The 24250-nt window shown below is 62.8% G+C and carries 21 protein-coding genes; 17 read left to right on the top strand and 4 right to left on the bottom strand.

The window, feature by feature from the left end:
• Nucleotides 1–11: 11 nt before the first annotated feature.
• On the top strand, nt 12–572 hold the full coding sequence (locus KIT02_RS11445) for a PAS and helix-turn-helix domain-containing protein (protein ID WP_297577804.1): 561 nt from the start codon (nt 12–14) through the stop codon (nt 570–572).
• Here the strand turns inward: KIT02_RS11445 and KIT02_RS11440 are convergent.
• Nucleotides 564–1238 (bottom strand): GntR family transcriptional regulator, encoded by a 675-nt coding sequence (locus tag KIT02_RS11440; RefSeq protein ID WP_297577803.1) that lies wholly within the window; start codon nt 1236–1238, stop codon nt 564–566. The genes KIT02_RS11445 and KIT02_RS11440 overlap by 9 nt on opposite strands.
• A gap of 120 nt (nt 1239–1358) precedes the next feature.
• Between KIT02_RS11440 and KIT02_RS11435 the strand changes: the two genes are divergently transcribed.
• Genes KIT02_RS11435 through KIT02_RS11400 form a run of 8 tightly spaced genes read left to right on the top strand, consistent with a single transcriptional unit; the run spans nt 1359 to nt 9929 of the window.
• Nucleotides 1359–2723, top strand: a complete 1365-nt coding sequence (locus tag KIT02_RS11435) for an acyclic terpene utilization AtuA family protein (RefSeq protein WP_297577802.1) — start codon at nt 1359–1361, stop codon at nt 2721–2723.
• Complete coding sequence (locus tag KIT02_RS11430) at nt 2720–3100, top strand: hypothetical protein (protein ID WP_297577801.1); 381 nt, start codon at nt 2720–2722, stop codon at nt 3098–3100. The genes KIT02_RS11435 and KIT02_RS11430 overlap by 4 nt, the downstream gene beginning before the upstream one ends.
• Nucleotides 3101–3119: 19 nt before the next feature.
• Nucleotides 3120–4691 (top strand): ABC transporter substrate-binding protein, encoded by a 1572-nt coding sequence (locus KIT02_RS11425; RefSeq protein WP_297577800.1) that lies wholly within the window; start codon nt 3120–3122, stop codon nt 4689–4691.
• A gap of 2 nt (nt 4692–4693) precedes the next feature.
• On the top strand, nt 4694–5596 hold the full coding sequence (locus KIT02_RS11420) for an ABC transporter permease (RefSeq protein ID WP_297577799.1): 903 nt from the start codon (nt 4694–4696) through the stop codon (nt 5594–5596).
• A 1-nt stretch (nt 5597) separates the two neighbouring features.
• The gene (locus tag KIT02_RS11415; protein ID WP_297577798.1) at nt 5598–6542 is read left to right on the top strand and encodes an ABC transporter permease; all 945 of its coding nucleotides are present in this window, start codon (nt 5598–5600) and stop codon (nt 6540–6542) included.
• Complete coding sequence (locus tag KIT02_RS11410; RefSeq protein WP_297577797.1) at nt 6539–7558, top strand: ABC transporter ATP-binding protein; 1020 nt, start codon at nt 6539–6541, stop codon at nt 7556–7558. Before KIT02_RS11415 ends, KIT02_RS11410 begins: the two co-directional genes overlap by 4 nt.
• Nucleotides 7555–8499, top strand: coding sequence for an ABC transporter ATP-binding protein (locus tag KIT02_RS11405; protein WP_297577796.1), 945 nt, complete (start codon nt 7555–7557; stop codon nt 8497–8499). Before KIT02_RS11410 ends, KIT02_RS11405 begins: the two co-directional genes overlap by 4 nt.
• The gene (locus KIT02_RS11400) at nt 8496–9929 is read left to right on the top strand and encodes a carboxylesterase family protein (RefSeq protein WP_297577795.1); all 1434 of its coding nucleotides are present in this window, start codon (nt 8496–8498) and stop codon (nt 9927–9929) included. The genes KIT02_RS11405 and KIT02_RS11400 overlap by 4 nt, the downstream gene beginning before the upstream one ends.
• An 18-nt stretch (nt 9930–9947) precedes the next feature.
• On the opposite strand, the gene KIT02_RS11395 is transcribed toward KIT02_RS11400, so the two are convergent.
• Nucleotides 9948–10703, bottom strand: a complete 756-nt coding sequence (locus KIT02_RS11395; RefSeq protein ID WP_297577794.1) for an IclR family transcriptional regulator C-terminal domain-containing protein — start codon at nt 10701–10703, stop codon at nt 9948–9950.
• Nucleotides 10704–10872: 169 nt separating this feature from the next.
• Here KIT02_RS11395 and KIT02_RS11390 point away from each other — a divergent pair, with 169 nt between their 5' ends.
• The 3 genes from KIT02_RS11390 to pcaF are packed head-to-tail and all read left to right on the top strand — an operon-like array spanning nt 10873 to nt 13413.
• Nucleotides 10873–11541, top strand: a complete 669-nt coding sequence (locus tag KIT02_RS11390) for a 3-oxoacid CoA-transferase subunit A (protein ID WP_297585251.1) — start codon at nt 10873–10875, stop codon at nt 11539–11541.
• Nucleotides 11538–12209 carry a 3-oxoacid CoA-transferase subunit B gene (locus KIT02_RS11385; protein WP_297577793.1) on the top strand — a complete coding sequence of 224 codons (672 nt, stop codon included), beginning with the start codon at nt 11538–11540 and terminating at the stop codon, nt 12207–12209. Before KIT02_RS11390 ends, KIT02_RS11385 begins: the two co-directional genes overlap by 4 nt.
• Before the next feature lies 1 nt (nt 12210).
• Nucleotides 12211–13413: a 3-oxoadipyl-CoA thiolase gene (pcaF, locus tag KIT02_RS11380; protein ID WP_297577792.1), complete on the top strand. Its 1203-nt coding sequence runs from the start codon at nt 12211–12213 to the stop codon at nt 13411–13413.
• Between the two features lie 5 nt (nt 13414–13418).
• Here the strand turns inward: pcaF and KIT02_RS11375 are convergent, their stop codons facing one another.
• Both KIT02_RS11375 and KIT02_RS11370 read right to left on the bottom strand, forming a co-directional pair.
• The gene (locus KIT02_RS11375; protein WP_297577791.1) at nt 13419–15416 is read right to left on the bottom strand and encodes a glycoside hydrolase 43 family protein; all 1998 of its coding nucleotides are present in this window, start codon (nt 15414–15416) and stop codon (nt 13419–13421) included.
• 92 nt (nt 15417–15508) lie between these two features.
• Entirely contained in the window at nt 15509–16534 is a 1026-nt protein-coding gene (locus tag KIT02_RS11370; RefSeq protein ID WP_297577790.1) for a LacI family transcriptional regulator, read from the bottom strand.
• A gap of 283 nt (nt 16535–16817) precedes the next feature.
• Here KIT02_RS11370 and KIT02_RS11365 point away from each other — a divergent pair, with 283 nt between their 5' ends.
• The 5 genes from KIT02_RS11365 to ugpC all read left to right on the top strand — a co-directional run bounded on the left by KIT02_RS11365 (nt 16818) and on the right by ugpC (nt 24228).
• Complete coding sequence (locus KIT02_RS11365) at nt 16818–18131, top strand: extracellular solute-binding protein (RefSeq protein WP_297577789.1); 1314 nt, start codon at nt 16818–16820, stop codon at nt 18129–18131.
• Nucleotides 18132–18265: 134 nt separating this feature from the next.
• Entirely contained in the window at nt 18266–19156 is an 891-nt protein-coding gene (locus tag KIT02_RS11360; RefSeq protein WP_297577788.1) for a sugar ABC transporter permease, read from the top strand.
• Nucleotides 19153–19968 (top strand): carbohydrate ABC transporter permease, encoded by an 816-nt coding sequence (locus tag KIT02_RS11355; protein WP_297577787.1) that lies wholly within the window; start codon nt 19153–19155, stop codon nt 19966–19968. The genes KIT02_RS11360 and KIT02_RS11355 overlap by 4 nt, the downstream gene beginning before the upstream one ends.
• Nucleotides 19965–23162 carry a glycoside hydrolase family 38 C-terminal domain-containing protein gene (locus KIT02_RS11350; RefSeq protein ID WP_297577786.1) on the top strand — a complete coding sequence of 1066 codons (3198 nt, stop codon included), beginning with the start codon at nt 19965–19967 and terminating at the stop codon, nt 23160–23162. The genes KIT02_RS11355 and KIT02_RS11350 overlap by 4 nt, the downstream gene beginning before the upstream one ends.
• Before the next feature lie 10 nt (nt 23163–23172).
• A complete protein-coding gene (ugpC, locus tag KIT02_RS11345; protein WP_297577785.1) occupies nt 23173–24228 on the top strand; it encodes a sn-glycerol-3-phosphate ABC transporter ATP-binding protein UgpC in 1056 nt (351 codons plus the stop codon).
• Nucleotides 24229–24250: the final 22 nt, after the last annotated feature.

The raw sequence follows: 24250 nt of genomic DNA, 5'->3' as shown, positions 1-24250 counted from the left end.
ATTTATACGGCATGAGCACAGTGCCCGGCTTTACCCTGGCGGACATGCCGGTGCCGATGGTTTTTGCCACGCACCGCATCATCCGTGATTGCAATGACGAGTTCGCCGCCCTGTTCGGCTACCAGCGTGCGGAAGTGGTCGACACGAGTTTTTCACGGCTCTATCCGGCCATTGCCGACTTTGTGCGGACCGGGGACATGTGGCGCCATCACCTGCCGGGCGGGGCCGTCTATCACGATGAGCGCATCATGGCGGGGGCCGGGGGCAAGCGGTTCTGGTGCCGCGTCAACGGGCGGGCGCGCGATGCCAGCGATCCCTTCGCGGCGGCCCTCTACTGTTTTGAGCCGATGAGCCGGCCAGTGTCGGACACGACGTACCGGCTGACCGGGCGGCAGAGGCAGATCATGACATTGGTGGCGCAGGGCAAGACCAATGCTGCCATTGCGGCAGAACTTGATCTGTCACAGCGGACCATCGAGGCCCATCGCCTGAGGCTGGCGCGATCGGCGGGGGTGGCCAATGCGGCCGAGCTTGTCGCCTGGTTCCTGTCGCAGCCGGCCGGGTCAGATTGAGCCCTGGATATAGGTAGCGCGCAGGTAGAAATCCTTCGGCCCGGAGATATGGCGCCCGATGATGTCGCCGAGCAGACGCCCCTCGCCCCGCGCGATGGCCTCAATCATTTCGAAGTGTTCCGCGATTGCGATTTCGCGCAGTTCCTCGCTGGGAAAAGCCCGGGTCCGGATGGGATGGGTCGCAAAGGTATATTGCAGGATGGCATCGGCCAGCTGCTGGTTACCGGCGGCCCGATAGAGGACCTCGTGAAAACTGTTGTTGAGCGAAAAAACATCGGCGTAACGCTGGGCGCGTGAAGCGTCGCGGTGGCGGGCGGCGATGTCGGTGAGCTGATCCACCAGGGCCTTGTCGGCGGGCTGGGAGAATCGCGATGCAGCACGGCGTTCCAGGCAGTCGCGGATTTCGTAGAGCTCTTCAATCTCGCTGATCGAATAATCACGGACCTGGACGCCCTTGTTGGGCTGCCGGATGACCAGGCCCATGCGTTCGAGCTCGTCGAAGGCCTTGCGGACGGCATGGCGGGTGGCGTCGGTGCGGGCGATGATTTCGTCTTCCACGAGCCGCTCACGGGGTCGCAACTGCCCGGCGATGATCTGGCGCTGCAAATCCCGGTAAACCGAGTCCCAGTTTTTTGATTGTTCCTGCAAGGACTTGGCGGCGCGCATGCGGGCGTCGACTCCATTGATGTGGTTGGATCGACCATAGCGAAAAACGCATAGAGACACAATCATCGTTGACATTATCGATAATGATAACGATGATAATCGCGATCTGGGAGGATTGTTGTGTTTCGCATTGGCAGTGGTGCTGGATTTTCAGGCGATCGCGTCGACGCACCGCAATCGGTGGTGGCGGCCATCGCGGCCGCCGGAGAAGGCGGAGCCGTGGTCTTCGAGACGCTCGGCGAACGGACATTGGCCCTTGGGCAGATTGCCCGGCGCCATGATTCCACAAGGGGTTATGAGCCGCTTCTGGACGACCTGATCGAGCCGATCCTCGCACAATGCGTCGCGTCCGGGATCACCGTTGTCGGAAATTTCGGTCAGGCCAATCCACCCGCAGCTGCTGCTGCGATACAGGCCATTGCCGACCGATTGGGTCTGGGCCCGCTGCGCATCGCTATCGTGACCGGTGACGATCTGCTGGGACGTGTCGATCTCAACGCGACCCAGCGGTGGGATGGCGACGGCCGGCTGCCGGAGCTGGACGGGGACATTATCGCCATCAATGCCTATCTCGGCGCCAGGCCCATTGCGGACGCCATCAAGGCTGGCGCACAGGTCGTGGTCACCGGGCGCGTGGCCGATCCAGCGCTGGTGCTCGGCCCGCTGGTGGCCCATTTCGGCTGGGACTGGGCCGATCTCGATCGCATTGCCGCCGGCACTCTGGCCGGACACCTGCTCGAATGTGGGTCGCAGGTCACAGGGGGCTTTTTTGCCGATCCCGGCTACAAGGACGTTCCCGACATCGCCAATATCGGGTTCCCGATCGCGGAGGTCGAGGCCGATGGCAGTTTCGTCTTGACCAAGGCCGCAGGAACCGGCGGGCTTGTCGACCTGCGAACCGTCAAGGAACAACTGCTCTACGAAATTCATGACCCGGCCGCCTATCTCACGCCGGACGTAACGCTCGACATTACCCAGGTCAGTCTTGAACAGGCGGGGCCGGATCGCGTGCGTGTCCGGGGGGCGAAGGGGCATGCTGCTCCACCAGCGCTCAAGGCAACGGTGAGCTATTATGGCGACTGGCTGGGGGAGGCCGAAATCTCCTATGCCGGTGCCAATGCGCTGGCGCGTGCGCGGCTCGCCATCACCACGATACATGATCGGATCATCCGGCGCGGATTGCCGGTGCGGCATCGGGCCGACGTGATCGGTACGGTCAGCGCCTTCGACTCCGACCACGGCGACCTGCTGGCCGACCTGACCGACAGTCATGCCGGCGACTATCGCGTGCGTTTTGCCTTTGGCGCGGGATCGCAGCGTGATGTCGAGCGGGCGGTGCAGGAGGTCAATGCACTCTACTGCTGCGGCCCGGCCGGTGGCGGCGGTGTGCGGCAGAGCGTTCGCCCGCGCGTGCGTACGCTCTCTCACCTTGTGCCGCGCCACCTGGTCGAAGCTGATTTCCATTTCGCGGGGACACAATCATGACCGCCGCCCCGCGCCGGACCAAGTTGCATGCCATTGCCCACGGGCGTTCCGGCGACAAGGGCAATCGGCTCAATGTCAACGTCATCGCCTACGACTCCCGGCACTGGCCGGTGCTGGTCGAGCAGGTGACGGCCGAACGGGTCGCGGCGCTGTTCGCGCATCGCGGAGTGACCGAAGTCCGCCGCTACGAACTGCCAGGTCTGGCCGCGCTCAATTTCGTCATCGAGGACGCGCTGGAAGGCGGCGTCAATTCGAGCCTGGGCGTCGATACCCACGGCAAGTGTCTCAGCTATCTGGTGCTTGGACTGGATGTTCAGGTGCCCGTCGACATGGGTGACGGCGCGCTGCCGCCGCTCGCACTGCAAAATGCCCGCTAACGGGCAAAGGGAGGAAGACATGACAAAGAAACAGGTATTGCGTGGGGCCCTGTTGTCCAGCGCGGCTCTCATGATGGTGGCGGCGCAGCCGGTCCTCGCGCAGGACCTGCAGCGGGGTGGAACGCTGCGCATCGCCATTTCCCAAATGGCGCCGTCGCCCGATCCGGTGGTCACCACGTTCGGCGTCAACTGGGCCACCGCCGGCGTTGTCTGCGAGGGCCTGTTCGGGCTGGACGAGGCCTGGACGCCGCAACCCATGCTGGCCGACAACTTCGCCTATAGCGAGGACGGACTGACCCTGACCGTGACCCTGCGCGATGGCCTCAAATTCCATTCGGGTGCAGCATTGACCGCGGCGGATGTGGTGGCTTCGCTGGAGCGGTTCCGTGAATCGGCCGGTATCGGCGCCGCCTTCAAGGGCGCGGTGGCCGCGATTTCCGCCCCGGACGACAAGACGGTCGTGTTTGAAATGTCCTCGCCTTCCCCCATCGTGCCGGGACTGCTCGCCGGCACGCAGGCGGTGATCATGTCGAGCGCTTCGCTTGAAGGTGCCTCGCCGACCGAAGCGACCCGAGGCCTGGACTGCACCGGACCCTATACGCTCACCGAGTACCAGCCGGACCAGGGCGTGACCATGACGCGCTGGGACGACTATGCCGCTCGCAGCGAACCCAGTTCGAGCGCTTCGGGCATGAAGCATGCCTATGCCGACCAGATCATTTTCCGCCTGATGCCGGAAGCCTCGGTCCGTCGCGACTCGCTGATCACCGGCGAAATCGACATCGCCAACGAACTGCCCAGCGATTTCTACGACGCGCTGCAGAACGACCCCAACACCGAGGCCGTAGTGGTGCCCAACAACCAGTCCCTGACCGTGGTGTTCAACACCAAGGAAGGGGTTATCGCCGACGTCAATCTGCGCCGGGCCATCTACTATGCGCTGGAGATGGAGCCGATCATGCTGGCATCGGTCGGGAATCCGGAATTCTATACGCTTGATCCGAGCTGGATCCCCGATCCGAACTCCTTCTGGTACACCACGGCAGGAGTTCCCGAGGGTTTCGGAACGCCCAATCCAGACAAGGTGGCGGAGTATCTGGCGGCCTCGGACTATAATGGCGAGCCGATCCGCTGGCTGGTCGCGTCCGAGCAGTACCAGAAGCACTACCTGACCGCGATCACCGCAGCCCAGCAGCTCGAAGAATTCGGCATCAATGTCGAGATCGTGGAATCGCCGATGGCCAATTACATCCAGGCCCGTGCCGACGCTACCCAGATGGATGCGTTTTCGAGCTTCCTGCCGACATACGTCGATCCAACCTCGATTGCGTATCTCAACGCCAGCTATCCCGGTTTCTGGGAAGATCCCGAAAAGTTGGCGCTGATGCAGGATATTGCCACGACCATCGACCCGGACGCCCGCAAGGCCATCTTCGAGAAGATCCATGCGCTGGCCTACGATCAGTTCCCGTTCATCAAGTACGGCACGGAATCGAACATGTACGGCATCCGCCAGGGCGTCGGGAACCCGTCGCGCATCCCCTCTCGCGCCGGCGATTTCTATAATGTCGCCCCGCCCCCGGCCAACTGATCATGGCCATGATTCAGGCGACAGCTCCCGACCGCCTGACCGGTGGTGACGAAGAGGTTTTCGTCACCACCAACAAGTCGGTCTGGCAGCGGCTCCTGGGTAATCCCACCGCGATGGTGTCCCTCGCCATTCTTTCGGTGATTGCCCTCAGTGCGATCCTGGCGCCACTGCTGGCGCCGGGCAATCCATTGCGGGTCGCCCCTGCCGACCGGTTCATTCCGCCAGGTTCCGAGCACTTCTTCGGTACCGATAATCTGGGCCGCGACATGTTCAATATGGTGCTTCATGGCGGGCGCACATCGCTTCTGGTCGGGCTCGTCGTGACCTTCATCTCCATGTCGATCGCGGTGATCCTGGGCGCGATATCCGGATTTTACCGGCAGGTCGATGTGGTGTTGATGCGTCTCGTCGATGGGCTTATGGCCTTTCCGGGCATCGTGCTGGCTACGGCTGCCGCCGGAATCATGGGGCCATCCATGACCACGGTCATCACCTCGCTCTCCATCGTCCTGGTGGCGCCTTCGCTGCGCATCGTTCGCGGGCAGGTTCTGGTGGTGCGCGAGTTGCAGATGATCGAAGCGGCGCGAGCTGTCGGCGTGCCGACCATGCGTATGTTTACGCGCTACATTCTGCCGGCGGTCTCCTCGCCGATCCTCGTGCAAGCCAGCTTCATCTTTTCGGCCGCGGTCCTGGGCGAAGCCGGTCTCAGCTTCATCGGCGTTGGAATCGGCCCCAAGGAACTCAGTTGGGGCAATGCGCTGACGGAAGCGCGAAACTATATCGCCCAGGCGCCCTGGATCGTGCTGTTCCCGGGTCTCGCCCTCATGCTCACCATTCTCGCCCTCAATCTTCTGGGCGACAGTCTGCGCGACATTCTCGATCCGCGCCTGGCCCGGAGACGCTAACATGCTGCGCTATCTCGGCAAACGCTTCCTGCTGATCCTGCCCACGATTTTCGTGCCGCTGATTCTGGTCTTTCTTCTCTTGCGCCTGTCGCCGGGCGATCCGGCCGGGATGATGCTGGGCGACCAGGCAACGGCCGAGCAGATTGCGGCCCTGCGCACGCAATTGGGGCTCGACCAGCCAATCTGGACGCAATTCCTGATCTGGCTCAAAGGCATTGTGACGCTGGACCTGGGCAATTCGATCTTCTTCCGCGAGCCGGTGATGCAGATCATCCCGCGCTATGCCAGCGTCACGATCCTGCTGACCCTGGTTGCACTGGTCCTGGCCATCGCCATCGGCGTGACCATGGGGCTGATCTCGGCCATGAACCGCAACAAGCCCATCGACCGTGGCGTGGTGACCACGGCGGTTCTGGGCATTTCCTTGCCCGAGTTCTGGTTCGCGCTGCTGCTGATCTTTCTCTTCTCGGTGACGCTGCGCTGGTTCCCGGTGGCCGGCTACAATCCGCCATCGGCCGGGATGATCGCCTTTGGGGCCACCATCTTTCTGCCGGCCCTGGCCCTGGGCGTGCGGCAGTCGGCACTGATGACGCGCATGATGCGATCCTCCATGCTCGATGTGCTCAACGAGCCCTATATAACGACGGCCCGGGCCCAGGGCCTGCCGGAAAAGACGGTGATCGGACGCTATGCGATGCGCACCGCCGCCATGCCGGTGGTGACGGTCGCCGGGCTTTCGGCCGGCTATATGCTCGGCGGGGCGGTGGCGATCGAGATCATCTTCGCCTTGCCGGGTCTTGGCCGCATGCTGGTCGAAGCGGTGGGCCGCAGGGACTATCCACTGGTGGAAGGCGGTGTGCTGACCATTTCGCTCGTCCTGGCCGTACTCAACCTGGCCATCGACCTGATCTATGCCCTACTTGATCCCCGGATACGCTATCAATGACTTTGCCCCTTGCCCCCGCTTTGTCGGATCGGGCCGCTCCGATCCAGGGCGCGCCGAGCGTGCTCGAGGTCGAAGGCCTCAGCCTCTCCTTCCGCAATGCCGATGGTCTCCTGCCGATCGTCACCGATGTGTCGTTTGCCATCCGCGCCGGCGAAGCCGTGGCCCTTGTGGGGGAAAGCGGCTGTGGCAAGTCCATTACCGCCAGCGCCATCATGGGTATTGCCCCCGACAATGCCGAAATCGGCGGAACGATCAGGCTCAATGGCCGTGTCATCTCCGGCCTTGCCCCCAAGGATCGCCGAAAACTCTGCGGCCGCCACATGGGCTTTATCTTCCAGGAGCCGATGACGGCGCTTCATCCCACATTGAGCATCGGGCGGCAGATGACCGATACGCTCAAGCACAATCTCGGCCTGAGCCAGGCCGCCGCGACCGATCGCGCCGCCGAACTGCTCGACCGCGTCGGGATTCCGCGGGCCCGCGACATCCTCAAGGGCTATGTCCATGAGCTTTCCGGCGGCATGCGCCAGCGGGTGATGATCGCACTCGCCATTTCCTGCGGGCCCTCGTTGATCATCGCCGACGAGCCGACAACGGCATTGGATGTCACGATCCAGGCGCAGGTGCTCGACCTGCTCGATGACATGCGGCGTGAGCTGAACCTGGCCATGCTGTTCATTACCCATGATCTGGAAGTCGTCGGCGATTTCTGTGACCGGGCGGTGGTGATGTATGCCGGAGACCTGGTGGAGCGCGGCTCGAGCGCGGATGTAGTGCGGCGACCGGCGCACCCCTATGCGCGCGGCCTCATCGATGCCGTGCCGGCACATGACGATGGCCGGACCCGCCTGACGCCTATTCTGGGCACTGTTCCGCCGGTCGGACAGTGGCCGGAGGGTTGCCGGTTTGCGCCGCGCTGCAACCGCGCCACGGAAAAATGCGCCAGCCACCCACCTCTCGCCCCCCATGGCGAAACCGATGTCCGATGCTGGCATCCACTGGAGGCAAGCCAATGAGTGTCGAGCCCATGCTGTCGGTCGACGGACTGTCGAAGAGCTTTCGCGCCGTCAGGGCCGTGCGCGATGTCAGCTTTTCCATTCCGCGCGGCAAGACCTTCGGACTGGTTGGGGAATCGGGATCGGGCAAATCGACCACCGCGCGGCTGGTGCTGCGCCTCGTGGAGCCAACCGCCGGCACCATCAATTTCCGCGGGCGCGATCTTGCTTCGCTTTCGGCAAAGGCCCTGCGCGCCGAGCGGCGGCACATGCAGATGATTTTCCAAGATCCATTCGGATCACTGAATCCGCGGATGAGCGTGCGCGATGCGCTGGTTGAGCCGCAACTGGTGCACGATATCGGCTCCCCGGCAGAACGGCTCAAGACCGCTGAACGCTTACTGGGTGAGGTCAGCCTGCCGCGCGCCGCGCTCGATCGCTATCCGCACGAGTTTTCCGGCGGGCAGAGGCAGCGCATTGCCATTGCACGGGCCCTGTCGACCAATCCTGAGTTGATCGTCGCCGACGAGCCGGTCAGTGCCCTCGACGTTTCAGTGCAGGCCCAGGTGCTCAACCTCATGCGTGACCTGCAGGACCGGCACGGCACGACCATGCTGTTCATCTCTCATGACCTGCGTGTCGTGCAGTTCATGTGCGACGAGATCGCCGTCATGTATCTGGGCGAAATTGTCGAGCAGGGGCCGCGCGATCGGATCTATGGCGCGCCGTCCCATCCCTATACTCAGGCGCTCCTGGCTTCTGCGCCCGGCAAAGGGGCAGGTCAAAGGGCGCGGCTCAAGGGCGAAATTCCCAGCGCCCACGCGGTGCCCAGCGGCTGCGCCTTTCGGACCCGCTGCCCCCATGCCTTTGCGCGCTGCGCCAGCGAAAAGCCGGTCATGCGCGATATCGGGAACGCCCAGAAGGCGGCTTGCCATCTGCTCGACACGGCGATCGCGGCGTGAGCGCCCCATTCGTCATCGAGATTGCCAGCCGTCGGGCACGCTATCGCGGCCTGCGCGATGCAACGGGTGATCGCTTCACGGGCATTCAATATGCCCGCCCGCCCGTGGGCGCACTTCGATTCCGTCCGCCAGAGCCCATCGACCATCAGGACATTGTCGATGCCACGACCTTCGGCAAGGCCCCGCCTCAGGCCCGGCGTGCCATGCCCGACTGGGCCCCGCGCGGCGCCGGCTTCGAGACGGGCGAAGATTGCCTCAATCTCAATCTCTATACGCCGGCCGCAGATGACGCCCGCCGCCCGGTGATCGTCCATGCCTTTGGTGGTGGGTTCCAGGGCGGTTCGGCCCATGGCAGTTTTCACAACGAGGCCGGGTTCGCCCACAGGAGCGGCGTCGTGCTGGTGCGGCCCAATATGCGGGTTGGCGCGCTTGGATTTTTAAGCCTTGGTGACCGCTTCGGCGAGGAACGCTCGGCTGCCAATCGCGGCATGCTCGACCTCATAGCCGCCCTGGAATGGGTGCGGGACAATATCGCGGCGTTTGGTGGCGATCCGGACAATGTCACTCTGGCCGGCATGTCCTCGGGCGCATTCACGATCTCGGCCCTGTTCGGCGTCGATGGCGTAGCCGAGCTCTATCGCCGGGTGTGGCTGATGAGCGGCCCGGCGAGCCGGATCATTTCCGAGGACACCGCTTCTGCGCTGGCGGACGACTTCCTTGATCGGTGCGGGGTGGGGCGCGGCGACGGGGCAGCGCTCGAGCAGCTGCCGGTCGAAACCATAATCTCGGTGCAAGATCAGGTTCTTGCCACCCACCTGGGCGAACGCAATGCGCCGGGCGGCCGGACCTTCGGCATTGTACTCGATGGCGTGAGCCTGGCACGCCACCCCATCGACGGTCTCGCCTCCGGCCGCTTCAAGGCGCATGGCCTGGTGGCAGGCTGGGCGCGGGACGAAGCCCGCATGTGGTACGCCTTCGGGATGATGCCGGAGGTCACCAGTCGCGCCAGCCTGGTCGGCTCGATTGCAAGGTTCCTGCCGGACACGGCGGAAGCGGCCCTCGATGGCCTGATGCAGGAGCAGCCCGGCCTGACGCTGACCCAGTATGAAGAAATATTTCTCTCCCGCGCCATCTATCGTGAACCGGCCATACGGACCGCCCAGACCCATGCCGCTGCAGGCGGCTCTGCCTGGACCTATGAGTTCGGTTGGGTGCCCGGCTTCGAAGGCGGGCGGCTAGGCGCAGCCCACGGCTTCGATGAGCCTTTCGTCTTCGGTGATCTCTCAAACATCCCCCTGGCCAAGGGGGATGCGCATGCAGGTGCGCTCGCGCAAGCCATGTCGGAGGCCCTCATCGGCTTTGCCCGCACGGGAGTGTGCGACTGGCCAAAGGCAGGTCCGGGCGAAAGTGTCCCCCGCTATTTCGCATGAGGTGGCACGCCACGCGCGCTATCGCAGCAGGCCGCGCAGTTCGGTCTGCACGTCCAGCATGGCCGGGCGATAGGCATGGACGAGGGCCTCGACTGATTGCTGGGTTGCCGGGACGCCGACATTGAGCGCCGCTACCACGACCCCGCGGACATTGACCAGGGGCACGGCGATGGAGCGCAGGCCCAGTTCGACCTCCTGGTCGATCAAGGCATAGCCATCCCGACGCACCGCGCCGAGACGTTCAAGCAGGCGTTCAACGTCAATGCAGGTGTGGGCCGTGCGCGGCACCAGCGTGTTGCGCTCGAGCCGCATTCGAGCCTCGTCCTTTGGCAGGGCGGCCAGCAGGACCCGCCCCATTGAGGTACAAAAGGCGGGGAGGCGTGAGCCGGGCATCAGGGCGATGGACATGACTTTTCGCTGCGCCGCCCGGGCGACATAGACGATGTCGGTGCCATCGAGGATGGAAACGGACGAACTTTCCCCAAGGCGATCCGACAGGCGATCCAGCAGTGGTTGCACCAATTGCGGCAGCGGCATGGTGGCAAGGCACGCGGTCCCCAGGCGCAGGACGCGGGGCGTGAGGGTGAAATATTTGCCGTCATAATCGGCATAGCCGAGATGGGAGAGCGTCAACAGGCAGCGGCGCGCCGTGGCCCGGTCCAGTCCGGAGGCGGCCGAGACTTCGGCAATGGATTGCCGCGGTTTTTCGGCGGTGAAGGTCTCAATGGCCAAAAGGCCCTTGGCCAATCCCCCCATAATGTCCCTGTCCAGCATGGCATCCCATTTGTGCGATATGTCAACAAATAATGCATATCGCACAAAATGCATTGATGGCCAAGTGCCCGACTGGATAATCCAAACCCGAGGACGTTTTCGAAAGGACGGAAAGTTGGATAAGCAGGTGTCCGATCTGGCCAGTGCGGTGGCCGGCATCGAAGACGGCATGAGCCTGATGGTCGGAGGCTTTGGTGGTTCGGGCGCGCCCATCGAACTCATCCACGCGCTGATCGACCGGTTCAAGGCGACCGGCAGCCCCGGCAACCTGACGCTGATCAACAACAATGCCGGCAACGGCCGCATTGGCCTGGCGGCCATGATCGATGCGGGCATGGTTGCCAAGATGATCTGTTCGTTTCCGCGCTCGGCTGACCCGCGCGCCTTCACCGAGAAATACCTGGCGGGGGAAATCGGCCTCGAAATCGTGCCGCAGGGGACGCTGGCCGAGCGCATCCGGGCCGGCGGGGCGGGCATTCCGGCTTTCTATACGCCTGCCAGTTACGGCACCGACGTGGCCAAGGGCAAGCCGGTGGCTGAATTCGACGGCAAGCATTATGTGCAGGAGCGCTGGCTCAAGGCCGATGCGGCCCTGATCAAGGCGGAACTGGCAGATACGCTGGGCAATCTCACCTATCGCAAGGCGGCGCGCAATTTCTCGCCCCTGATGGCAGCGGCGGCCCGCCTGACCATTGTGCAGGCGAGCAAGGTGGTCGCACCGGGCGACATCGATCCGGAAGCCGTCATTACCCCGGGGATTTTTGTCAATCGCGTGGTCGAAGTGGCCGATGCCCGCCAGGAAGAAGCCCTGATGCGCGAAGGAGTGGCCTACGCATGAATACCAAGCTCAGCAATGCCCAGATCGCCTGGCGCGCGGCGCAGGACATCGAGGACGGAGCCTATGTCAATCTCGGCATCGGCTTTCCGGAAATGGTCGCCAAGTTCCAGCCGCCGGGCAAGCAGGCGATATTCCACACCGAGAACGGCGTACTCAATTTCGGTGAAGCGCCAGCGGAAGGAGAGGAAGACTGGGACCTGATCAATGCCGGCAAGAAAGCCATTACCCTTCGGCCCGGCGCAGCCTTTTTTCATCACGCCGACAGTTTCGCCATGGTGCGTGGCGGGCATCTCGATGTGGCGATCCTCGGAACCTATGAAGTTGCCGAGAATGGCGACCTGGCCAATTGGTCGACCGGCCCGAAGGGGGTGCCGGCAGTGGGCGGCGCCATGGATCTCGTGCATGGCGCCAAGCGTGTCGCCGTTATCACCGATCACGTCACCAAGGACGGCAAGCCGAAACTCGTCAAGCGCTGCACCCTGCCGCTCACCGGCGTTGGCTGCGTGACGCGCGTCTATACGAGCCTGGCGGTGATCGACATCGAAGACCAGCGCTTCGTGCTGCGGGAGAAACTGCCCGGCCTCAGCATTGATGACCTGCGGGCCGTGACTGGTGCTGACCTCGTGATACCGAACCAAATCGGCGACCTAGTCGCTCCGGAGCTGTGAGATGACCGAAGCCTTTATCTGCGCCTATAGGCGCACGCCCATCGGCCGTTTCGGCGGATCCCTGTCCGCCGTCCGGCCCGATGACCTCGGCGCCATCCCGCTTCGCGCATTGATGGCCGAACATACCGGCATCGATTGGGACGGCGTGGACGATGTTATTTTCGGCAATGCCAATGGCGCCGGCGAAGAAAACCGCAATGTGGCGCGCATGAGTGCCCTTCTGGCCGGGCTACCGGTGGGTGTCACTGGCACCACGATGAACCGGCTTTGTGGGTCGGGCATGGATGCCGTGATCACCGCTGCACGCGCGATCAAGGCGGGCGAGGCCGACCTGATCATCGCCGGCGGAACGGAAAGCATGTCGCGGGCGCCCTTCGTGCTGCCCAAAGCAGACACGGCCTTTTCCCGCAATGCCGAAATCTACGACACCACGATCGGCTGGCGCTTCGTCAATCCACTGATGAAGGCGCAATATGGCGTCGATTCCATGCCCGAGACCGGCGAAAACGTGGCGCAGGAGTTTGGCGTGTCGCGCGAGGCGCAGGACGCCTTTGCCGTGCGCAGCCAGGACAGGGCCGTCGCCGCCCAGAAGAGTGGCCGACTGGCAAGGGAGATCGTCCCTGTGTCCATTCCGCAGAAAAAGGGCGATCCGCTTGTCGTCGATACCGACGAGCATCCGCGCGCCGGCACCAGCATGGAGTCGCTGGCCAGATTGCGGCCGCTGTTCCCCAATGGCACGGTGACGGCCGGCAATGCCTCAGGCGTCAATGACGGAGCGGCCGCCCTGATCATCGCCTCGGAAGCAGCGGCGGCCCGGCATGGCTTGACGCCGATCGCGCGCATTCTTGGCGGTGCAACGGCCGGCGTGGCTCCGCGCATCATGGGCATGGGTCCGGCACCGGCATCCAAGAAACTGCTTGGGCGCCTGGGTCTGGATCAGGACGACTTCGACGTGATCGAACTCAACGAGGCCTTTGCCAGCCAGGGCATTGCCGTGCTGCGGGACCTCGGCATTGCTGAGGACGATGAACGCGTGAACCCCAATGGCGGAGCCATCGCTTTGGGCCATCCGCTTGGCATGAGCGGAGCGCGTATCACTGGTACGGCGGCGCTGGAACTGGTCCTGACCGGCAAGCGGCGGGCCCTGGCCACCATGTGCATCGGCGTCGGCCAGGGCATCGCCATCGGGCTGGAGCGGGTCTAGGACAACTACGCTCCCGCGCCGACGAAGCGGAACCGGGTTCCGTCCAGACCATCGGGAGTGGGGCCAGGGTTGTCGGCGCGGACCGAGCCGTCCGGGTGGACGCGCAGGAAGCGATTGGTTGCGAGCGACATCAGCACCACCTCGCCGGTGGGCGTTTCGATCCACTGCCAATGCGTCGCCATGCCCGCAATGCCCCCGACGGTGACCACGCCGCCCTGGGTGACCGACATGGGCCCGTCGGCGTGATGGAGCACGACCCGGCCGTGATCGATGGCCTCGACCCGCAAGTCCATGGGTGGACCGGCATGAACGGTGCGCAGGTCTGAAGTGAAGCCGGTTGTGGGCATATTGGCCAGGACCAGGGTGCCATTCTGGCCATCGGGAATGGGCTGCATGAGGCCCCGCGGATGCGGCTCGTCGACAACCAGGCTGTCGAAGTCTGCGTAGCCGCCCGCGCTCCCGAGTTCGTTGTAGGCGAAGAGCGCGTAGCGAATGCCCTGGAAGGTCTTGAGTTGATAGACCATGATCATCGCATCGCCCAAGGGCGCAAATGTCTGGCCGTCGGCGGACCACAAGAACTGGGTGACTTCGCTCAGATAATTGCAGTCTGCGCGGAGCCAGACATGCGGGCTATTGGCCGGCATCGAAAGGGTCTGGCCTGATTGGTAGTCGGCCATGCGCAGTTCAAATCCGCTTGCGGTGCGGGCCAACCCGATCCACCGCCACGGCATGCCGAGCAGGGCGAGCCCCGCAACGTCGCCCTCAGCAAGTCCTGAGGCATCCAGTTTGGCCGTGGCGATCGAAATCGGACCAATGGCGCGCTGGGTCAGGCTGTTGCGGGCCCACCAGAAATTCTCGGCCGGCAGCGTATGCAGGCGCAGATGGCCGGCGCGCTCGGTCAGTGACCATTTGCCGGCGACGGGCACGTGGTTCCACTGCCAAAGCGGATTGAGCCCGGCACTGTCGAAGTCATCGCTGCGATGGGGCCATGGCAGGGCGATCGGACTGGGCCGGTCGGTCTTCGGCTTGGTCCAGGTCCGGGGTGTGCGGCCCAGATTGCCGGGCAGGCCGAAATAGGGCCAGCCGTCCTGCCAGGTTACCGGTGAGAGGCAGGTGAGGCGGCCCAGGGAGTTGTAGTCCATCATCGACCAGGCCCACCATTCGCCCTGGGCCGTATCAACAATGCCGCCCTGGTGCAGATTGAGGCGGCCATTGGCGGCGGGATTGGGCGGCACGAGCTCGAAGGGCGGCTCAAGCGTGAAGGGAATGCCGGCCCCCTTGATCTTATAGCCTTCCATCATGCCGAAATCTTCATCGATGGAGATGGCGGGGTTTATCTCCCAGGGCCCGTCGATGTGGTCGGCGCGGGCGCAGGGCATGCGCATCTTGCCGGAGAACCAGGCGCTGGTGATCAGATACTTGCCGTCGACCTTGTAGAAGTGGGCGCCCTCGCCCATCAGGCTATCAGCAGGCGTGAGGTCGCGCTGGGTTCCAGGCAATACGCGATGCAGCGTCTCGTCGAGTTCGGCAATCTTGAGGTTGCGATAGCCCCACACGACATAGGAGCGCCCGTCGTCATCGAAGAAGACCGTGAGGTCATGGTAATTGTATTCGGCTTCGCTGCGGGTCCAGGGCCCGGCCGGGTTGGTGGCCGTGAAAATCTGTGTCTTCTGGCCGTTTACGTTGGAGAAGATGTAGAACGTGCCGTTCTTGTAGCGAATGCAGGGCGCCCATATGCCCTGACCATAGATTTCGCCGCCCTCGAGGCGAAACTGCGGACCCAGATCGAGTGTGTCGAAGGCGTAGCAGAGCAGCGACCAGTTCACCAGATCGGTAGAATGCAGGACCGGCAGGCCAGGCATGGTGTGCATAGTGGTGCCGGTCATATAGAAGTCCGAGCCCACCCGGATGATGTCGGGGTCAGAAAACTCTTCGTAGAACAGGGGGTTGGTGAAGGTGCCGTCGCCGTTGTCGGCGGTCCAGGTGCGGTTCGAAACTGTCATGGCTCATGATGGGTTGGGCGCACCTCCTCCAGGCACGCCATCGTAATCATCATAATCATTGATGTGGATCATGCAATCCGGTTTATATAAAATCAGGGATTGCGCCAGAGCAGCACGGGCTCTGCCAGAGTCTGCAGGTTTTCGGCCGGTTCCCCGCCGATCCGGCGCAGCAGCAGATTGGTCAATTCCACCCCGGCCGCGAACACATCCTCCTGCACACTGTCCAGGTGCGGGAAGAAGGTGGGTACGATGTCCGATGTCTGCTTGTAGATGAGGTGGAGGTCCTGCCCGATACGAACGCCGCCGTCCTGCAGCCCCCCGACAAGGGAGATGGTGCGCATTTCGGTATCGCTGATGATGCCGTCCGGGCGGTCGGGACTATGCGCCAACTCCTCGCCGATACGGCGAACCTCGGCGGGACTGGCGCGCGAGGACATGGATTGCAGGACGCGTCCGTCCAGCCCCAGCCGCAGCGCGGCATGCCGGTAGGCCGTGACAATGTTGTGGTAATTGGTGGTGCTGTCGTCGCCCACCACCAGCAGAAGTTTGCGGCAGCCCTTGTTGGCCAGCCGCAGTACCGCGGCCTCGAGAAAGGCCTCGGCATGAAAGTCGTGATAGGGATGTGGCGTGAAGAACTCGGTCCGGCCATGGGTGACGAAGGGAAAGTCGGCATCCATGAGAAGCTGAACCCGGCGATCGCGAGGCCGAGTATGGGTGATGATCAACCCGTCCGCGGTGCGGTTGTCGAGGACATAACGGATGGTCTCGACGGAGCCGGGGTCGTCAAATTCGGGGGCGATGGACAGGTGATAGCGCGTGCCGTTGATCGCCTGGCCTATGCCCTTGATCATGTGGCGCGCAAAATCGATTGAATCGCCGGCGCTTTCGAGAACCAGGGCAATGACATTGGTCTTGCCGGTGCGCAGGCGCACCCCGGCCCTGTCGGGGACATAGCCGAGGGACTTGGCAGCCGCCGCGACCTTATCCCGGGTTTCCTGCTTGAGCGTCGTGCCGCCGCGCAGGGACAGCGAAACCGTCGACAGGCTCAGCCCGGTCGCGTCGGCAATGGTCTTGAGTGTGACGCGTCCTCGCGCCGGCCCCGTCCGGTTCTTGGTCATGCGGCTTTCATTTCCCCAACACCCTGCTTCTAGCACAGGCAAAAGCGGCGGGACATGCAAGTTTGGTGCAACGATGCAATCGATACAACTGGCCCAAATCAGGCAAGATTAGTTGTTTTTAATTGTAAAAATCAATTGGTTAGATGTCACGTAGCGAACGAATTGGGCGCTCGATCCTTTTTGTTTGCAACGTTGCATAACGTGTGGTTTGGTGCGGCATGCGCTGGAGAGGAGCCATGCGCAGTCGCCGGCTAGGCGAGAGCAATCATTCTGGGAGGAGAATATGTTCAGATCAGTCCTGCTGACTGGCGTGGCCGCGATGGCCATGACGGCCGCCGCAAGTCCGGCCCGGGCCGAAGTGTCGTTCATGTATGCGGAGTGGATCGCCGCCCTGGTCGAGCCGGGCATCGAGGCTTTCGAGGCCGAGACCGGGGAAACAGTCAATGCCATCAAGCTTCCGGGCCAGGGTTATGACAGGCGCATCGCCCTCGACCTTGCTGCCGGTACCGCTGCCGACGTCAATCTGGTCGACAGTTTCATGGTGTCGGAGCTGGCTGCGGCGGGGTATCTCCACCCTCTCAACGAGCAACTCGAAGGCTGGGAACAGTTTCAGTACTACCTGCCGGGCCTGCTCGAGGTCGCATCTTACCAGGGCGACATCTTTGCGCTGCCCACCGATACGGACGTGCGCATGCTCTGGTATGATCTGAGTAATTTCGAGAAGGCCGGCATCGCCACGCCCTGGGCGCCCAAGACCTGGGACGATGTTCTCGACGCGGCGCAGAAACTCAAGGATGCGGGGGTTCGCTACCCCTTCCAGCTGCCCGCAGGGACCAAGCAGGCCGAAGCTGCGACCATGCAGGGCGTCTATATGGCGCTGCTCGGCGCTGACGTGCCGGAAGGCGATCGCAACCGTCTGCTCAACCGTGAAACCAACCAGTGGATCGGTGACAGCCCCGGCCTGCGTCGCACTTTCGATTTCTTCTACCAGGTCTATGTGGAGCGCGAGCTCAACACGGCCGAATTGAACTATGCGACCGACATTGGCGCTGCGGTGCGGGCGGCACTTGCCGCCGACGAGCTGGGTATCCTGGCCTCGGGCTCCTGGGAAGATGCGTGCCTGTGGGATTGCAACAATCCGCCAAGCCGCGAGGAGCGCGATGCAACCGTGGCCTGGACGCCATGGCCCGGTTCGGGCGTGGAAGGCGCCAAGGCCACCACCAATATCTCAGGTGGCTGGACCATCGGCATCAATGCCAATGCCGCCGACAAGGACATGGCCTTCAAGCTGATCACATCGATCTTTGACGAGGGCAATTTCAAGAAATGGACGCTGGACAATCATCGCATGGCGGTCCGGACAGACATTTCGGAATCGCCCGAATACACGTCCGATCCATTCCTTGCCGAAGCCACAAAGCTCGCCGCTGAAACGACCGGGCGCGACACTGTGCCGGGCTATCAGACCGTTTCGGCACTGATCCAGCAGGCCACGGCCGACATCCTCGATGGCGCCACTCCCGAAGAGGTGGTCGAGGAATACCATGACGCGCTCGTCGACGAGTTCGGCGAGGAAAACGTCATCACCTACGAGTAGTCCCGACCCAACTTCCGGCGGCGTTGATGTCCTCCTGGCGTCGCCGGATTTTTCTGATCACCGGTGTGTCCCGGCCCATGCCGGGATGACATCGACCAGATTGTTGCCCGCTACCCGTCCGTGAGAAGCCGCCCATGAAAAACCAGGTCAATCCGTGGCTGACCAGCAATCTCTGGGTCCTGGGCCTTGGCATGTTGCCCGCCATCCTGCTCATCGGCGTGCTGCTCTACTTCACGGCCTGGGCCTTCGCCTTTTCCTTCACCGACCTGGCGCTGATCGGGCGCAAGAGCGTTGAGTGGAGCTGGGTGGGGCTAGAGAATTTCGAGCGCCTGTTCACACGGCGCGGCTTCCTCGAGTCTTTGTGGACCACCGTTGTCTTCGTCTTCTTCTCCGCCATTGTCGGGCAATCGGTCCTGGGTTTCCTCCTGGCGGCGGCGTTGCGCGGTACGCGATCGGGCCTGCGCAGCGTGGTTGAAGTCTGCATCATGCTGGGCTGGCTGCTGCCAGATATCGTGGCGGCATTCCTGTGGTCTGCCACCACGGCCCAGACGGGCCTCATCAACCAGCTCATCATCCGGCCGCTGGGACTGCCACCGGTCAATTTCATCAATGACTATGCGCTGCCGGTGGTCACGGTCGCCAATATCTGGAAGGGCACGGCCTGGTCATACCTGCTGTTCTCGGCGGCACTGGACTCGGTCAGCCGTGAGGTGGTCGAGGCCGCAAAGGTCGATGGCGCGACGCCGATGCAGCGCATCTGGCTGGTGCAACTGCCGATCATCCGGCCGCATATCGCCACCAACATGCTGTTCATCACCATCTGGACCTTTACATATTTCCCGCTGATCTACGCGATGACGGGTGGGGGACCGGGCCGGCAGACCGAAACCCTGGCGGTGTTTCTCTACAATCAGAGTTTCTCACGCGGCAATCTGGGTTTTGGCTCGGCGATCTCCGTCGCCATGCTGTTGATCGTAGGTGTCCTGTCGCTGTTTTATCTGCGTCTGCTGCGGGAGCCGAAATGATGGACGAAACCGGACCGAGCCGCCTGACCGCCATTGCGCTGGCCTTCATGGCGGTGATCTGGATCAGCCCGTTTTCCTGGCTCATCCTCAATGCCTTCAACCCGCTCTCCACCGGCCAGCTCGAACTGCCCAAGGCGGTGGGTCTCGACAATTTCGGCCTGGCGATCAGCGGCAATGCCGGCCGGCAATTTCTCAATTCGATGTTCATTGCCGCCGGCACGGCGACGCTGAGCGTCGTGGTGGGGATCGCGGCTGCCTATCCGTTGTCGCGGCTGAAAATCCCCGGGCGAAACACCTTTCTGTGGACGCTGGTGCTGCTGCGCATGCTGCCATCGGCCGGGGTTCTCGTGCCGCTCTATTTTTCCGCGCAGCGGCTGGGCCTGCTCAACCAGTTTGGTGTCATCATCGCGCTGACGGTGCTCAACCTGCCCTTCACGCTGCTGCTGCTCAAGAACTTCTTCGACACCGTGCCGATAGAGCTTGAAGAGGCCGCCTATGTGGAGGGGGCAAGCCTCTTCCAGATCGTCACCCGCATCGTGCTGCCGATGTCGCGGGCCGGCATTGCCGTGGTCTGGTTCTTCAGCTTCACCGGGGCCTGGAACGAGTTCCTGCTGCCGCTGATCTTCGCCCGGGTCCAGGACGCCTTCCCGATGTCGGTCGGGCTCTATGCGGCATTCGGCGAGCAGGGAGCCATCAATTACGGCTTCCTCACCGCCTTCTCGATTATCTACGCAGCGCCGGCGGTCGGCGTCTATTTTCTGTTGCGGCGGAACATGAACACAGGGTTCGCCGGTGTCGGAGTTAAAGGATGACCTATTCCAATCCCCTCGCATCCAAGCTGGGTTTGCTGGATGACGACCTGAAAACCGAGGGCAAGCTGCTGCGCCTATGCGCGGACCTGGAAAAGAAGATCCGTACGCCGCTCCGGGACGTGCCGTTCCAATGGCATGTGCAGCGCGCCGATGGGTTTTCCGCGGCGGAGGCCCTCAAGGCTGACTGGCGGAAATGGGAGACCTTCGGTCGCCATTCCGTCTGGGCCAAGCATCAGGAACACACCTGGTTTGCGGCCGAAATCACCGTGCCCGAGGCGGCCAAGGGTGGCGTATTCGTTGCCCGGTTCACCAGCCAATGGCAGGAGCGGCCCGGATCGACCGATCCACAATGTCTCGCCTATCTCGACGGCAAGATCGCCCAGGCACTCGATGGCAATCACACAGAGCTTGTGATCGAACGCAAGGCCAAGCCGGGCAACAAGCACGTGCTGATGGTCAACGCCTTCACCTTTTTCGACCGTCCGCTGGTGGGGTTCGAGGTCGATTTCTTCGTTCGCAATGAGCGGGCGGAAAAGCTCTACTATGATCTGCAGACACCGCTCGAAGTCGCTGTGCTGCTCTACCAGAACGATCCGCGTCGCCACGCCATTCTCAAGCGCGTCGATCAAGCCTTGCGGGCGCTGGACCGCCGCGACGGCCACACGCCCGGGTTCGCGGCCAGCCTGCCGGTAGCGGAGAAAATCGCCGCGGAAATCTACAAGCTGGTCGATACCGAAACCCAGCCGCAGATCACGGCGGTTGGCTCAACCCATCTGGATGTCGGGTGGCTCTGGCGCGTCATGCATACGCGCGACAAGACCGGTCGCAGCTTTGCCACGGTGCTCAACCTCATGGAGGAGTACCCGCAATTCGTCTTCATGTACAATCAGTCGGTGCTCTTCGATTTTTTGAAGCAGGATTATCCCGAAATCTGGGAACGCATGCTCAAGAAGATCAAATCCGGGCAGTTTGAGATCGAAGGCGCCATGTGGGTGGAGCCGGACGTCAACATCGCCTCAGGTGAGAGCTTGGTGCGTCAGATCATGCGCGGCCGGCGCTTCCACATCGAGCATTTCGGCGTCGATCCCAAGACGGTCTGGCTGCCCGACACATTCGGCTATTCGGCCAATCTGCCGCAGATCATGGACAAGTCCGGGCTAAAATACTTCGTGACGTCCAAGCTGAGCTGGAACGACACGGACCGGCATCCTTACGATACCTTCTTCTGGCGCGGCATCGACGGGACGGTGACCAAGGCCCAACTGATTACCGCGCAGAAATACGACAGCGAGCAGATTTTCACCACCTATAATGGCGATCTCTCGGTCTCGGAAACCATGGGTGCCTGGAAGCGCTATGAGCCCAAGGCGGCCTATGACGAAGTGGTCATGTCCTATGGCTATGGCGATGGCGGAGGCGGCCCCACCCGCGCCATGATCGAGCGCGGCACCCGCCTTGAACGCGGTATTCCCGGCGCGCCAAAGGTGAAGCTGGAAGGCATCGTCCCGTTCCTCGACCGGCTGGGCAAGGCCATGGATGCCGAGCCGGGGCGGTTCCCGACCTGGAATGGTGAACTCTACCTGCAGTATCACCGTGGCACGCTGACATCGGTGGCCAAGAACAAGGCCAATAACCGCAATGCCGAGCGGCGCCTGCGCGAGCTCGAAATGCTCGGCGCGCTGGCGCTGGCCACGGCGGGACATGCCTATCCCAGCGAGACACTGGCCGAGTTCTGGGAGCTGGTGTTGATCAACCAGTTCCACGACATCCTGCCGGGTACCTCCATTGCCGAAGTCTATGTCGACAGCGACAATGAATATGGCCGCATTTTTTCCACCCTGGATTCGGGCAACGGGCCCTGGCATGCCGCTGCGCAGGCCGCGACCAAGCCCGGGGCCGATCAATTGCGGCTGATCAATTTCACCAGCCAGGCCCGTTCGGGTCTCGTGCATCTGGGCAAGCGTGCCGCCAATGGCAAAGCCATTGCCACAAGCACCGGCATCGTTCCGATTCAGGATATCGTGCGTGCGGATGGCTCGGCCGACAGTGTCGCGCTGGTCACCGAACTTGCGCCGCTGGGCTGGACCGGCGCGCAGCTTGTTGCCAAGGCGCCCAAGACTGCGAGCGCGGTTTCGGTGTCCACCACCCACCTTGAGAACGCCCTGGTTCGCGTCAGCTTCGACAAGAAGGGCGAGATCACCTCAATCCTCGACAAGGCCAGAAACCGGGAAGTGCTGCCGGAGGGTGCACGGGCCAACAAGCTGGTCGCCTATGAAGACAAACCCATGAACTGGGACGCCTGGGACATCGACCGCTACTTCGAGGAACAGTCCTGGCCGCTGGCCGATGGCAAGGCCGAAATTTCGGTGGTCGAGACCGGCCCGCACCGGGCGGCGCTACGCGTCGAGCGGAATTACCAGAAGTCGCGCTTCGTCCAGGTGATTTCGCTGGAGGCCGGCGCGCGGCAGGTCGAGTTTGACACTTTCATCGACTGGCAGGAACGCGCCCAGGTCATAAAGGCGCTGTTCCCGCTCGATCTCAATACGTCAGAAATCCGCTCGGAAATCGCTTTTGGCCATGTCACGCGCGCCACGCACCGCAATACCACATGGGACCGGGCGCGCTTCGAGGCGAGCATGCATCGCTGGGTCGATGTGTCCGAGGCCGACTTCGGCGTGGCCCTGCTCAATGACAGCAAATATGCCTATGACTGCCACGAACAGACGGTCCGCCTGACCCTGGTGCGCGGGTCCACCCATCCCCACCCGGAAGCCGATCTTGGCGAGCACCGCATTCGCTATGCTCTGTTCGTCCACGACGGCGTCGCCGACCTTGCCGGCGTGCACCGCGCGGCCGAGCGGTTCAACAATCCCATCGGGGTGGTTGGGGCGTTCAACCTAGTGGACAAGCCGGAGGCGGATTTCCCGCGCTTCAGCCTTGCAACAGTGGATCGGGACAATGTCACGATCGAAACCGTCAAGAAGGCTGAAAAGTCGGATCATCTGGTTCTTCGGGTTTTCGAACACGCCAATATCCGGGCCGATGCCACCATATCCTTTGGGCTCAAGGTGAAATCGGTGCGTGTCGCCAATCTGATGGAAGAGCACGCCGGCAAGCCATTGCCGGTCAAGGACAACAGCATCAGCCTCAAGCTGCGTCCGTTCGAGATCGCGACGCTTATGGTCGAGGTGTGAGGAGAACACTATGTCTGATGTCAGCCTCAAGGCCGTCCGCAAATCCTATGGCGCACTCGAGGTGGTCCATGGGGTCGATCTGGACATCAAGAGCGGTGAATTCGTGGTGTTTGTCGGCCCGTCCGGGTGCGGGAAATCCACCCTATTGCGGATGATTGCCGGCCTCGAACCGATCAGCGGCGGCGAGGTCAGTATCGGCGGACGCGTGGTCAACGATGTGCCTTCCCCGGAGCGCGGCATCGCCATGGTGTTCCAGTCCTATGCGCTCTATCCGCATATGACCGTCTACGAGAACATGGCCTTCGGCCTCAAACTCGCCAAGACGCCCAAGGCCGAGGTGGAGGCGCGGGTGCGGGAGGCGGCGAGAATCCTGCAGATCGAGCCTTATCTTGATCGTATGCCCAAGGCTCTTTCCGGTGGGCAGCGCCAACGCGTGGCGATTGGCCGGGCCATCGTGCGCAATCCCAAGGTGTTCCTGTTCGACGAGCCCCTCTCGAACCTGGATGCGGCACTGCGGGCGCAGACGCGCGTCGAGATCGCCAAGCTGCACGATACGCTGGATGCGACCATGATTTATGTCACCCATGATCAGGTCGAAGCCATGACGCTGGCCGATCGGATCGTGGTGCTCAATGCCGGCAATATCGAGCAGGTGGGCACCCCGCTCGAACTCTACCGCAACCCGGTCAACACCTTTGTGGCCGGCTTCATTGCCAGCCAGCGGATGAATTTTCTGCCTCTCGAGGTCAAGGGGGGCGTGGCACGCCTGACGGGCGGCGGCGCCATCCCGGTTCGGCACGAGCGGATCAGTGAGGCCGTAAGCCTGGGTGTCCGGCCCGAGCATCTCTTGTTGGGAACAGCGCAGGATGCCCATCTCAGCGGCAAGCTGGCGGTGATCGAGCAGTTTGGCGAATATGCGCTGGCCTATGTGGAAATGGCCGATGGCACGACGGTGACGGTGAAGCTGGACGGGGCGCCCGACATCAATCTGCACGAGGACATCCACCTTCGGCTGCCCGAGACGGGACTCCACCTGTTCGATGCCAGTGGACGGGCCCTGCGCTAGACTTCCCAGCATCTCGCCTGTT

This window comes from Devosia sp., from assembly GCF_025809055.1.
Lineage (GTDB): Bacteria > Pseudomonadota > Alphaproteobacteria > Rhizobiales > Devosiaceae > Devosia.
This window is presented reverse-complemented; position numbering and strand designations above follow the sequence as displayed.